Below are 14051 nucleotides of genomic sequence, written 5' to 3' on the forward strand. Positions count from 1 at the left end.
GATTGTTAGTCCTCCTCTTCTAGTGCCACTGCGATATATGAGTAGTTTGAGTCTGAAGTATTCGAATCTTGAGTCTCTTTCTTAGAACTAACCAGTACAGACAGGTTCTTTGCCGTGCGTTCCATTAAAATATCCCGTAGTGTAAGTCTGACGCCAAGAGCCTGATCAATCGCGTTCACCAGTCTGGTCGCCTTGAGGGAATGCCCCCCTAGTTCAAAAAAGTTATCTTCTATGCTGACCTGCTCCACGCCTAATATAGTACCAATTGCATCGACGATCACTGTCTCTGTTGGATTGCTAGGTGCCATGTAGACCCTGCTAGATTTAAAATCAGGCTTAGGTAACGATTTTTGATCCAGCTTACCGTTAGGTGTTAGAGGTAAACTATCCAGCTGTTCTAAATGCGATGGCACCATATACGATGGCAGTTCCTCTTCTAAGCGTTTTCTTACTTGTGACAAATCCAGCTGATCATCACTCACAAGATAACCACATAGAAACTTTTCATCGTTATCCTTCCATATCGTAACAACCGCATTCTGAACACCAGGACAGGATCGCAAATGGGCTACAATCTCTTCCAGTTCAATTCGGAAGCCACGAATTTTGACCTGCTGATCCATCCTTCCAAGATATTCAATGTTACCATCTTCCCGCCAGCGCCCAAGGTCACCTGTATGGTATAAACGCTGTCCCGAAAGCATTGGATGAAACCTGAACCGTTCTGTGGTTAGTTCTTCTAGGTTCAGATAACCTTTTGCAAGGCCATCCCCCCCTATGCAAATTTCTCCTGGTACACCTATACCGCATAGCCCTTCGTTTTCAAGAATATATATTTGGGTATTGGAAATCGGCTTACCGATCGGGATTGGCATCGTCATGTCCTGACCGATATCAAAAGTGACTGCAAATGTTGTACTTTCCGTCGGTCCATACCCGTTAACTATCCGAATGCGAGAGTTCGCCTTTCTTAAATGCTGAATATGTTGGAATGATACCTGTTCCCCTCCTATGATTAATTGAGAGACAGGGTCAAACACATCCACTTGCTCAGCAACGATATAATTAAACAAAGATACCGTTAGCCACATCGTATTAATTTGGTAGTGACCAACAGCCTGTTTTAGGCTTGCTGGATCAGTCAATACTTCCTCATCAACCAAGTACAGACAACCCCCATTAAGCAGAGCTCCCCATATCTCAAAAGTCGAGGCATCAAACGATAAAGAACCGGTTTGAAGGATTCGGGCATTGGTAAAATCAGCATAGTTCGTCTCTTTTACCAGCCGGTTAATACTTCGGTGCTCTACCATGACCCCTTTCGGTTCACCTGTCGTTCCTGATGTGTACATCAGATAAGCAACGTCATCAGCATGAACAGGCCAGTCTACACCCGTACCCTCTTCCACTGCTTGTCCCACTGTCTCAGGCGGAGAGGCGACTTCTTTCCGCGCTCCTTCAGATGCCAGCACAGACAAGACCATAACTTCACTGGCCTTCAGTGCTTCTGGCTTCTGTTCACCGTTAAGGACTACTTTGGCCCCACTGTCCTTCAGCATGTAAGCTATTCGCTGCTCCGGATATTTGGGATCAATCGGCATGTACGCTGCTCCGGCCTTCAAAATCGCCAAAATTCCCGTGATCGTATGCGAATTCCGCTCTGCCATGATACCAACGTAATCTCCGCGCTCTACACCTGCTCGCCGTAACTGCTCTGCCAGCTGACTGGAACGCTGCTCCAGTTCATGGTACGTCAACTGCTCTTCGCCTGACACGACAGCTAGCTGATCAGGGGTCGATGCAGCCTGAGAATAGAACAGATCTACCACGCTTCGGTCGGATGGATAAGCCGTGTCCGTTGCATTAAATTGTTGCATAATCGATTGCTTTTCCTGTTCTGACAGCATTGGAAAATGAGCCAACTCTTCTTCTGGCTGAGACAATACAGCCTTTAGCATTACATGGTAATGATTTGCCATTCTTGCTATTGTTTCTTTCACGAACAGATCAGTGCAATATTCCCAATGAAGATTGTAGCCGATATCCGTTTCGGCCATGCTGACGGTCAAATCGAATGTAGCAGACAAACTGTCCAACGTAACAGGTAACAACCGGGTCTCTTCCACGCTCAGCTCCGACTGCTTTTCGTTAAATACAAACACAACATCAAAGATCGGATTGCGCGATGGATCTCGTTCCGAAGACACGTTATCTGCCAACTGGTCAAACGGATATTCTTGGTTCTCCCCTGCAGCAAGAAGCTTTTCCTGGACATGCTTCAGTAGCATGACAAAAGTATATTCAGGCTGTATTTCTCCTTTGATAGGCAAGGTGTTAACAAACATACCCAACATATCCTCTGTTTCTGGATGCACTCTTCCTGACACCGGACTACCTACCACTACAGTATTTTGTCTGCTGTATCTATGCAGGATGAGCATGAATACCGACATCAAGACTGCATATTCGGTCGTTCCGTGATGGCGGGCGAGACCTTTAATGAGCTCGCTTGTTTCTTTATCCAAAGGAAAATCAATGCTATCGCCATTGTGACTTTGTTGACGCGGTCGAGGGAAGTCGGTTTGCAGATCCAGAACAGGACAATCTTCAGCAAACTCGTTCAGCCAGTATTGTTCCTGTCTATGCAAATCACGGCGTTGTTCCCACACAGCATAATCTTTATATTGAAGTTTGAGCTCTGGCAGAGTATCCCCGTTATAAAGATGAAGCAGGTCACTTATGAACGTATGCTTAGAACCTTCGTCGAAAATAATATGGTGAATATCTATCATCAACAAACTTTCTTGCTCCGACATTTCATGTACCCCGACCCTCCACAGTGGAGCTTCATTCATATTAAAAGGCTGAACAAATTGCGCTAATAATTCTGGTACAGTTTCATGGTTTGTGTCGTTATGCCATAACTCCCAATCTACGTGATTAGCGATGGTTTGACGGACATCCCCATCTTGTATAAAGAAAGACGTTCTCATTAGTTCGTATCGCTCGCATAACCTCGCCAATGCTGTTTTCAGTCGATGCAAATCCAGTTGGTTTGCCCTGAACATCATAGGAATGTTATACGTAACGTTACTGCCCTGCATTTCATGAATCATATAAATTCTTTGCTGGGCAGCACTGACAGGATACCATTCTCTCTCTACCAGAGATTCAATCAGATCGTATACATCTGAATGTTTCACTGCCGAGAATAACCCTGCAATATTTCTAACAGTTTTGGCCATTAAAATCTCACGTATCGCTAATCGGTGACCTAAACTTTTATCCAGCTTGTTGATTAATCGCATAGCACGAAGTGAGTGGCCACCCAGATCAAAGAAACTATCATCCAGGCTGACTGTGTTGATTCCTAAAACCTCCATGAAAGCCTGCTGAACAGCACTTTCTGTCTCATTCAGGAACTCGTCTACCGGATTTGAATCCTCCAGATAAGGTATAGGCAAAGCACGTTTATCCAGTTTGCCATTTGACGTTAACGGGAGTTGCGAAATTACTTTGATAAACGAAGGCACCATATACGAAGGCAGCATTTTACTTATCTCCTCACGAATATAGGTAGGTCCTTTAATTTCTTCACCCACAACATATCCGGCAAGAAAAAGTTCATCATTCACTTTGACCGGTACACAAGCTGCATCCAGGACATTTTTAATTTCTCTCAGCTTACTCTCTACTTCGCTGACTTCGATGCGGAATCCCCTGATTTTAATCTGTTCTCCGATCCTGCCTAAAAATTCGATATTGCCATCTTCGGTCCAACGTGCCAAATCGCCCGATCGATACATTCGTCCATCTTCATGAAAAGGGTCCTTCACAAATTTCTCTTCCGTGAGCTCTGGCAAATTCATGTACCCTCTGGCCACGCCTGCTCCTGCGATGCAAAGCTCACCTGGAATACCTACTCCGCATAGCTGCAGATCGTTCAGGATATATATACGGGTATTAAAAATGGGTTTACCGATGGAAGCCAGCGCTCTGTTACCCTTTTTGAATGAATAGGAAGTTGCTGTAACCGTTGCTTCCGTAGGACCATAGAGATTGCTTAGACGATCCATTGCTCCTTCCGTTATTTCGTCAAATTTTTGAAGCAGCTCGGAAGTCACAGGCTCAGCCGCCAAATATATTTGTTTTACCGCTCGAAGTTTATCCGTTTTATTCTGTTCTTCTGCGTATTCCATAACGATCCGCAGCATAGAAGGAATTAGTGCTATGTGACTACCCGGCATGATTTCAAGCAGTTGTTCCGGATCCTGATGCTGGGAATCGCCGATAATCTTTAGTTTGCTTCCTGCAATTAGACAAGGGAATATCTCCCATACAGATCCATCAAATACGTGTGTCGTTTTCTGGATAACCACACTATGCTCGTCATAATTTCCTACTGTCATCTGCCATATAGCTTGGTTAACAACATGAAGGTGCTCAATCATAACGCCTTTGGTTTTACCTGTTGTTCCCGAAGTATAAATGACATACGCCAAGTGATCCGGCTTCGATACAGATGGTAGATTTCTCTCTACCTTGTTCCGATATTTTTCAAGTTGAATGGCATGCGTGTCCTTTAGAATCTCCGCTATTTTTTCACTCCGTGGACCTGTTACGACACATGTGACGGAACTATCCTGAAGCATATATTTGATGCGTTCAACTGGATAATTAGGATCGATAGGTAGATAAGCTCCTCCTGCTTTCAGAATGCCAAGCATTCCGACGATCATGTCCGTGCATCGCTCCAGCGCAAGCCCAACAATCTGATCGGGAAGCACACCTAGAGTACGTAATTGTTTGGCTACCGCATTGGCTCTTTTATTCAAATCGGTATACGTAAGAAAATCTGATCCATATTCAACAGCAATTTGGTTTGGAGACTTTTCAACTCGATCTTCAAATAAGGAAATTAATGTATCCCCCGTGGGTAAGGCAAACTCATTGTCATTAAAAGTTTTAAGTACGGTTTCCTTCTCTTTTGCACTTAACCAATTCATTGAGGATAATGGCATGTCTGGGTTCTGCAGACATTGCTTTATTATGCTTTCAAAATGAGCAGCCAAATGGGAAATAGATGATTGCTTAAAAATATCTTGGCAATATTCCCACTGAAGATCGTACCCGTTGGCTCCTTCCTCAATACTGAGTGTGAGATCAAAAGAAGATGCAACACTCTGCAGAGGGACAAAAGAAGATTTAAATCCACCTAGGGATGCAGGTGCCTGGACATTGTCCTGAAGTACGAACATGACATCAAATATGGGGTGACGTGAAGGATTACGTTCCACACCACTTTTCTCAACCAACTGTTCAAAGGGATACTCTTGGTGTTCGTAAGCTTCCAAGCATTTCTCCCGAATCTGCTGCAATAGTTCACGAAAAGTCTGTTTCTCCCTAAACTCTGCTTTGATGGCTAGCGTATTCACAAACATACCCAGCATGTGCTCGGTTTCCGGATGGACACGGCCTGCAATCGGGCTTCCAATGATTACTTCTTCTTGTCTGCTATATCGGTTCAGCAAATACATAAAGCAGCTCATTAACAACATATACGGAGTCGTGTTGCTACGTTTACTCCACTCTTTCACCTGTTGATGTAATTCAGCATCAATATAGGTCGTGATACTGCTACCACGATAACTTTGCTGCATCGGTCTAGGATAATCGGTCTTCAAATTTAAAACTGGAATTTCATCATTAAACTGAGCTAGCCAGTAATCTGCCTGTACTTGCAAGTCTCTTGAGTTTTGCCAGAGGCTGTAGTCTTTATATTGTGAATCTAGCAGAGGCAATATATTGCCGTTATATAACTGTTCAATATCATGTAATAATAAAGCTTTGGAGCCGTCGTCAAAAATAATGTGATGAATGTCAAATAACAGCAAGGTCACGCCATCTGTTCCATACATCATCCCTGTTCGCATGAGCGGCGCTTTGCCCAGATCAAATGGACGAACAAAATTTTGGACCAACTGCGGAAAGTCTTCCATACTGCCATCAAGCATACTGAAAATCGGTTCGGCATCTTGCTCAATGATCTGTCTGAATTCTCCTTCTTCGTAAGCAAAGTGTGTTCGGAGAATTTCATGACGCTGAAGCAACATTTGAAGTACTTTTTCAAAATGTTGTGCATCCAGCTTACCCTTCACTTGCAATGCAAAGGGCACATGATAAGCCAAGCTTTCCGTATCCATTTGCTGAACAACAAACATACGCTTTTGAGCATAACTCATCGGATAAACATCCAAGCGTTCCCTGACCAGTGATGGAAACAGATCGGTAGATTCTTGTTTGCAATGAGAAATCACTTGAACCAAATCCTGCACCACTGGGGCATTAAACACATCTTTTATGCTAAGCTTTGAACTCATTCGTTGCTCTACAAGATTCACCAGCCTAGTTGCTCGCAGGGAATCACCGCCAAGTTCGAAAAATTGATCCGTCATGCCAACTTTCTGTAGTCCAAGCACTTCTTGCAGAATTTCGGTCAACAGTATTTCTGTCGGATCGGCTGGCGAAACATAATTAGCGGATCTCACGAAATCTGGCTTCGGGAGTGCTCTCTTGTCCAGTTTCCCATTAGAAGTGACAGGTAATTTATCCATTTGGATAAGGTGTGAAGGAATCATGTATTTAGGCAAAAATTCGGCCAATCTCTGTTTAATGCTATTGATCTCCATTTCCTCTTCAGCCACAAAGTATCCACATAAATAGGGATAGCCTCTGTCTTCTCGTTTGATAACAACCGCGTTACTGATCTTTTCCAGACTGCGCAGTTTGCTTGTAACTTCCGCAAGTTCGATACGATAACCCCTAATTTTGACCTGATCATCAAGTCTACCCAGATATTGGAGAGTTCCTCCATCCATCCAGCAGGCAAGGTCACCGGTGCGGTAAATTTTCTCACCTGGAACATATGGATTATCCAGAAACCGTTCAGCCGTTAGATCAGGCTTGTTGATGTATCCTCTGGTTATTCCTGCACCGCCAATGTACAGTTCGCCTGGCATACCAACACCACAGATTCGATCCTCATTCATAATATAGATGGTCGTGTTGGAAATCGGATTGCCAATATGTAAAGCACTTAACGGTTCATTCAGCGGAACGGCATAAGATGTTGCAAATACCGTTGCTTCTGTAGGCCCGTAACAGTTAACTAGCTGGGTCGTACCTCGTGAACCTGAGTAAAATCGCTCTGCCAAAGCAAGTGGAAGAGCTTCTCCTGATAGTACAATTCGTGTTAACGACGATAGTGCAGACCAATCCGCTGCAAGCGTAAATTCTTCTAATACGGAAGGGACGAATGAAGTACGGGTTACCTTACACTTCTTAATGGTTTGCATAATCCGAGAGGGTTCTTTTTCATCTTCCTTGGGTAAAAGTATGACCTTAGCCCCAGCTAAAGGAGCAACAAACAATTCCCATATCGATAAATCAAAAGCATAGGTCGTTTTCGCTAAAACAATGTCATATTCTGTAAATTTATCTCGAAGCATCCATTGCGTAAAATTCACCAGGTTTCGATTTTCAACCATTACCCCTTTGGGAAGCCCAGTCGTACCAGAAGTATAAATAACGTAGGCCAAGCTCTCAGGCTTGCTTATCCGTTCAAGATTGCCCTCAACTCCTTCATCACCGACAGAGAGGGGTAAAATCGCATGAGAAGTTATTGATCGAATACGGTCAATGTAAGCATCCTCGGCTACTATGACCATAGACCCACTATTTTCCAGTAAATACTGTATGCGCTGATCCGGCAATTCTGGATCTATCGGCATATATGCTGCTCCTGATTTCAGAATTCCATAGATCCCCACCATCATTGAAATGGAACGTTCTGTAATAATTCCAATGATGTGATCCGGTTTGGCTCCCATCTCTCTCAACTTTTGCCCCACGCGATTGGCTCTTCCATTGAAGTCTTTGTAACTAATCTTCTCCCCTTTGTATTCAAAAGCAATATAATCGGGGTTCTGGTCCACCTGTGCCTCAAACAGCTCAATAAATGTCGAATTCTGATCGTATGGAGTTTTGCTTTTATTAAAGCTAGTCACCATTTCCTGCTTTTCATTATCGCTAATGAGTTCTATGTCTCGTAGTAAAAGAGTCGTACAGTTAATCATTTGTTCGGTGATGGTTAGTAATCGGGTATGCATTCTCTTGATCATATGATGAGTTATGTGCTCAGAGTGCGTTTGGTATGTGACTAAAAACCGTTCTTGGTCTTCCGCAATTCCCATCGTTATAGTATTCCTGCAATCGGAACGATTCGAGATCATATGGTCTAGATTCATCGTAATGGTCATCCCAGATTTACAATGCTGCTGCCACGATGGGTCATTCAACCCTTGTTTCAAAAAATCATCAACCAGCAGTTGTTGGTCCGTTTGGACCTGTAGAGAACTTGATTTCCCATCGGAAGTGTTCACTTCAATAAACGATGTATCACTTCCAGAAATAAGATTCTCATAATAACCACAAACAGAAGCCAGTAAAAATGGTGCATTCACTCCATAATCTGAGATAAATTTCCGAATTGACCGCCCCAGTGACTTGTCCATTCCCATCTTGTATTCCTGACTCATGTCAATCATGTTAGCCTCCTACAATTAATTGCAATTAATTTGAAATAAAGATAAAAAAATAAAAAATAAAACAAAAAATCTCTTTTAATGAAAAATATGGATCTAAAGAACCATATTCTTCATTAAAAGAGAATATCCTTCACCGTTTTTAGCGTTCGACAAACAATCTGAAAGTTTGACAAAAATAAGCCATTAATTTGACAAAATTGGCTGCCTCAATTCATTGGAAATGGACTGACTGACTTCCCAAGCCATACGCTTGGCTTCCTGATTAATAAAGAAGTGACTCGGCCCCATTCGATGATACATACAGAATTGTGAAGAAAGGGGTGACCAATCAAAAATTTGTCTCTGCTTATTCTCCTCATCAGAATAAAGTACAGTGATATTAGCATCGATCCCCTGTCTACCTTGCACGTACGAATATTCGGCGTAGAGGTCAAGATCTTTAAGATATTTAGGTACGATCCACTCAAGCAAGGTCTGTTGTTCAGTGATAGGAAGATTTACTCCCATGCTAGACAAGTTAGCTTTCACCCTCTTTTCCGCATCTATACGGGTTAAACGCTGCGCTGTATGTTGACTTGGGGGAACATGAGCTGCAAAGAACATGTGAATCGGTTTTCTGTTGTACTTTTGTAAAATCTCATAATAAAGTTCGTATGCTACAAGGCTTCCCATGCTATAACCCATAATGGCAAATGGTTTCTCGTCCCATAACTTCTGCACTTGAACCGCTACATCCTGAACCATATGTTGGAAGCTTGAGTGTTTATTCTTCTGCCCTGGCTCGGAATATTCAATGGGTATCATTTCAATCCATTCAGGAAGATTAGAGGCAAATTCATAATACATGGATGAACTTCCACCAGCATAAGGCAAACAAAATAATTGCATTCGCTTCATTTTTGTTATTTCTCCTTTTTCGTAACATCTGTCTGATCAAACCTGCGAAGTTACTGCATCTTGAGTTGTGGAGTCTTCACTTGATGAGCTCAGCAGCTTTTTCATGACGAGCGATATAATCATGGTGATAATACCAATCAAGATAACGAGAAGATACATGTTATTAGTAAATTTATCAATTAATGTTCCTGTCACAACTTGACCAATAGGAACGGCACATGTCGAGATAGCAAACAATATAGCCATCACTTTGCCCAACAAAGCATTAGGTGTCTGTTTCTGCAGGAGTGTAGTGAAAAAAATGTTAACAAGAGTAATGACAAACATAATTAACATGGCACAGAGAGAAAACACGAGATATGCAATAATAGGTTGTTGGTCACCGTCCAGCCAGGAAGGGTAAATAGCCAAAGCCATAGGTAAAAATATAATTCCACTGCCTAAAAAGCATAAATATAAGTTGTTAATTCTTATTTTCCCTGCAACAAGGCCTATGACCGCAGCAGCAACGATCATACTCAATGATATTCCTCCTTGGGTATACCCGAAGTATTGATCTTCCATATGCATTAGCACTTTAATAACATAAGGAATACCTACTAAAAAAAGAGGAGTAATACACAAATTAATTGAAGCGGCGATCAAAATAATTTTAAGTAAGAAGGGGTTCTCTTTATGAATGTAGCGAAATCCTATTGCTAGATCCGATCCAATCGTTTTGAGCATTCCCTGAACTCTGGCCTCTTTGAAGAAAGGAATCCGGATAAAAAGCTCAATGATCGCAGCAATCAAAAAACTGGCACACGTAACAGCAACGATAAATTCAATCCCTGCAAATCCGTAAATCAGTCCGCCGAGCACAGGACCTGCAAAGTTTGTAATAGCTCCGATGCCCGATACTGCCCCGTTAGCCTTCATTAATTTATCCTCTTCAATCAACAAAGGTATACTCGCTTGCACAGTAGGGTGATAGAAGGTGCTGACAAGAGCTAATATTGTCATAACTGCTCCAATGATAATAACCATGTCACCTGATCCTGCATAAAGAAATGCAAGCAATCCACCCGTTACTACAAAACTGATGAAGTCAAAGGACACAATTAGATGTTTTCGATTCACCCGATCCGCGATCGCTCCGCCAATGGGGGATAGAAGTATGGTGGGTAGCATTGAAACAGCAAGCAACACAGCAAACGTCTCTGCAGAGCCTGTAAAATCAAGAATATATAATGACAGTGCAAAACGTAGGATAGCACTTCCAAATAAGGTAATGATCTGTCCTATCAGAATCAGGTTGAAATTTCGATTAAAACCTAATAAGATACGAACTCCCCCTTTATTGCAGGATTAAAGCTACTTGAATTGATAATTAATCACTGCACTGACAAGTGCACAGCAACCGAACAAAATGAACCACCAAGCCCATTTATTCCTGACACGCCTGCGTTTGCTATTTAATACACCATAGACTCCTATGATTAGTACAATAGAGGAAAAGGTTATGCCTACAATCCAGCCTGCCATGTGCATGCCTCCTTCATTTTCATGGGATTATTCAATTACCTTCTCTTTAAATGAAAGGAACCCCCACGAATATCAATTTGAAATTGACTTTTTCCATTTTTGTATGAGAATCGTTTACGTTCACCCTGTAAAGGAGTCAGTTCAAAATCACTTTTTAATGTGCCTGATCTTTCGTTCAGCTGTACTTCAAAGCCTTCTTGATCTGGAATGCATACTACGGCCTTCATTCCCGTGGATATAGAATGGAAACTATTTGGAGTTTGAAGACAATCCATATGAAGCCCCCTCCCCGTAGTCTTCGATTCCACATGTTGAAATTCTCCTGTAATCTCAATCTTGGATGAACTCGAGTGGAGAGTGAATCTATTTGCTTTTACATTATTTGCGTAGAAATCTGAGGCGGTCGCGTATACCTCAAGCTTTTCCATGTTTCCGGACAACGTTAAACTGCCTGATGTGACTTTACATTGACAACGGCTAGCTTGAATCCCATTCATCGCAAGCTGACCACCTGTTGTTTTCAGTAGAATGGAATTTAAAACACGACGAGGGACGTGCAGTTCTAAAGCGGTCCGGCCGATATTAAATCCAATGAAACCTGTTTTTTTTCGTCCATCTACAATACTTAATTTATTGCCGTTAATACTTGGCTGCATTAACTTTCGCTCGGAATAACGCTTATCGGCATACTGCATGACGTGAATCAATTCATCTTCACCCAAAAGTACATGAATATCGCCTGACAACCAATCCAAATCAATGTCATCTATGGGTTGATCCACATCTATCGTTTTGCAGAGGCTAAGTTCACTGCTTTTCAACACTTTTCTTCTCCCCTTTCTTTGGCTTCTCACCACAAGATCATTCTGTCTCCATCGTATGGATGCGATTCATCAATTCCAAGACGATAAACACCCCCAGCGCAATCATTATTAATGCCAGGAAAAACAGAAGAAGCTGATTTTGGGCACTACCAATCACGAGATTCCCAATAAGTGCACATAGAAGCAAAGCAGATACGATAGCAGACGGCACAGATTTGCGAACGAATCCGATACGCATGGCGGCTAGACTGCAAACACTCGCACTAATGGAGAGAATGACAATAGTTAATATCATCGATAACACCAGATTTAACGACATTTTGTCATTTACAATGGGAGCTACAGATTCTGTCATGGCAAAAATGAATAAAGCCAGCAAGTTCCCTCCGATCATCGCAATCGTTGAGAAGCTTGAAACAAGGATCACTTTGGCGAGCAACATCTTTTTCCGGTTTACAGGATACGTAAACAACAACGTCAAACGATTTCCAGAATACTCTTCAATCACTATTCGGGAATACATGACTGAAGCTAATACAGAAAAACAAATCATGCTGATAATTGAAGTAAACAAGAGTATGTTGGGGTACGTTTGAAAGTCTGCCTCTTTCTCAACCTGGGCCACGTAAGCAATAAAATAAACAAAAGCGATTAAACCCAGGGTCACCGCTGCACTTGCTTTTGTGTACACGTTCATTCTGTGTCTTTTCAGCTCCAGACGGATAAGTTTATGCAATTTCTGTCCCTCCACTCGTCACTTCAAAAAAGTATTCCTCCAATCCATTTGGAAACTTTGCACGGATTTCAGTCATATGCATCTCACGGATAATTGAGCCATTCACAATGATTCCAATAATATCAGCCACTTGTTCCAGTTCTGAAATAATGTGACTGGAGATCAAGATGGACATACCATATTCGTTGACAAAACGTTTAAATAATGCTCTCATTTCCCGAATAGCCAGGGGATCTAGTCCGTTAATCGGCTCATCCAGTATCAAGAGCTTAGGTTTGTGAATAACTGCTCTGGCAATAGCAAGACGCTGGCGCATTCCTAACGAAAACGTAGAAACCGCTTGGCTACCTGTCTGTTCCAGCCCTACCATTTCCAAGAATTCCATCACATTGTTATCATCTTTATCCATATAAGCAAGATGAATCTGCAAATTTTCCTTTGCTGACAGATGTTCAAAAAAAATGGGTACTTCTATCAAACTTCCCACCTGTCCCAGCATCTCATCCCGGTGAGTCGAAACATCCATTCCAAGTACTTTGGCATGACCGCTGCTCTGCTTTAGTAAACCAGTCAATATTTTCATCACCGTGGTTTTCCCAGCTCCGTTCGGTCCCAAAAAGCCATAGATACTGCCCTCCGGCAAGTTCATCGTACAGTTTCGAATGACTTCTCTCTCTCCAAAAGATCTAGAGATACCTTCCATTTCTACAATTAAGCCCTTCCCACTCATCCCACATACCCTCCCGTGCTGGCATGCCGATTCGTAATTCGCTGAATGAGTTGTTCGCTTACGATATCCGCTCCCAAGAGCTTCATCATGTGCTGTAGAAACTTGAGTCTCTCCAATGTCTGTTCCTGATCCCGTCCAAAAAGAAGAGGGTTAATCCAGATATTAACGAGCAGCATGAAGATTTCAGCGCACTCCAGCGGATATTCGACAGAAATTGATCCATCGCTCTTGCCTTGCTCCATGATATTGGCAATAATTCGTGCATCTTTTAGAACACCTTTTCTGATTCCACCGAGTACAAACTGTGGATTCTTGATCTGAGTGCTTAGAACCTGATCAATTGAGTTAGACTGAATTCCAGGATCTATAATAATATTTTCCAAAATGCTGATAAGTTTCTGTCTTGCATTTGGGGCATGTGTATTTTGAATGAGTTCCATAAACATGTCTTCTGCTCGCCCAAGCTCCTTCTCCATTACCGCACTAAGAATGTCTTCCTTGGACTTGAAATGATGATATATTGCGCCCTTAGACATACCTAATTCATCTATAATGTCCTGAATGCTGGTCTTCTCGTATCCTTTTTCGGTAAACATCTGCGTTGAAACGGCCAATATCTGATCCAGTGTCTGTTCAGGGTATTTATTTCTAGCCATAACTTCCTCCTTTTACATACCAACGGTCGGTATCTATAATATAGAGTATGTTGGTCTTACTGTCAATATGAGGAATTT

At 42.3% G+C, this 14051-nt stretch carries 8 protein-coding genes; all 8 read right to left on the reverse strand.

Annotated elements, in window-relative coordinates; genetic code table 11:
* Positions 1-5: 5 nt before the first annotated feature.
* Positions 6-8606 carry a non-ribosomal peptide synthetase gene (locus AC1S8V_RS23100; protein ID WP_482070939.1) on the reverse strand — a complete coding sequence of 2867 codons (8601 nt, stop codon included), beginning with the start codon at positions 8604-8606 and terminating at the stop codon, positions 6-8.
* A gap of 183 nt (positions 8607-8789) precedes the next feature.
* Positions 8790-9503, reverse strand: coding sequence for a thioesterase II family protein (locus AC1S8V_RS23105; RefSeq protein WP_482070940.1), 714 nt, complete (start codon positions 9501-9503; stop codon positions 8790-8792).
* A gap of 36 nt (positions 9504-9539) precedes the next feature.
* Entirely contained in the window at positions 9540-10826 is a 1287-nt protein-coding gene (locus AC1S8V_RS23110) for an MFS transporter (protein WP_482074561.1), read from the reverse strand.
* 30 nt (positions 10827-10856) lie between these two features.
* The gene (locus AC1S8V_RS23115; RefSeq protein ID WP_017686798.1) at positions 10857-11027 is read right to left on the reverse strand and encodes a hypothetical protein; all 171 of its coding nucleotides are present in this window, start codon (positions 11025-11027) and stop codon (positions 10857-10859) included.
* Positions 11028-11062: 35 nt separating this feature from the next.
* Positions 11063-11848, reverse strand: coding sequence for a DUF4097 family beta strand repeat-containing protein (locus AC1S8V_RS23120; protein ID WP_482070941.1), 786 nt, complete (start codon positions 11846-11848; stop codon positions 11063-11065).
* 40 nt (positions 11849-11888) lie between these two features.
* On the reverse strand, positions 11889-12587 hold the full coding sequence (locus AC1S8V_RS23125; RefSeq protein WP_482070942.1) for an ABC transporter permease: 699 nt from the start codon (positions 12585-12587) through the stop codon (positions 11889-11891).
* Positions 12580-13317 carry an ABC transporter ATP-binding protein gene (locus AC1S8V_RS23130; RefSeq protein WP_482070943.1) on the reverse strand — a complete coding sequence of 246 codons (738 nt, stop codon included), beginning with the start codon at positions 13315-13317 and terminating at the stop codon, positions 12580-12582. Before AC1S8V_RS23130 ends, AC1S8V_RS23125 begins: the two co-directional genes overlap by 8 nt.
* Positions 13314-13973: a TetR/AcrR family transcriptional regulator gene (locus AC1S8V_RS23135; RefSeq protein WP_482070944.1), complete on the reverse strand. Its 660-nt coding sequence runs from the start codon at positions 13971-13973 to the stop codon at positions 13314-13316. The genes AC1S8V_RS23130 and AC1S8V_RS23135 overlap by 4 nt, the downstream gene beginning before the upstream one ends.
* Positions 13974-14051: the final 78 nt, after the last annotated feature.

The organism is Paenibacillus sp. B46(2026) (assembly GCF_056786355.1).

Bases quoted from the DNA above. Each gene is read 5' to 3' on its own strand.
- AC1S8V_RS23100 (WP_482070939.1), bottom strand. From the start codon at position 8,606: ATGATTGACATGAGTCAGGAATACAAGATGGGAATGGACAAGTCACTG.
- AC1S8V_RS23105 (WP_482070940.1), bottom strand. From the start codon at position 9,503: ATGAAGCGAATGCAATTATTTTGTTTGCCTTATGCTGGTGGAAGTTCA.
- AC1S8V_RS23115 (WP_017686798.1), bottom strand. From the start codon at position 11,027: ATGGCAGGCTGGATTGTAGGCATAACCTTTTCCTCTATTGTACTAATC.
- AC1S8V_RS23130 (WP_482070943.1), bottom strand. From the start codon at position 13,317: ATGAGTGGGAAGGGCTTAATTGTAGAAATGGAAGGTATCTCTAGATCT.
- AC1S8V_RS23135 (WP_482070944.1), bottom strand. From the start codon at position 13,973: ATGGCTAGAAATAAATACCCTGAACAGACACTGGATCAGATATTGGCC.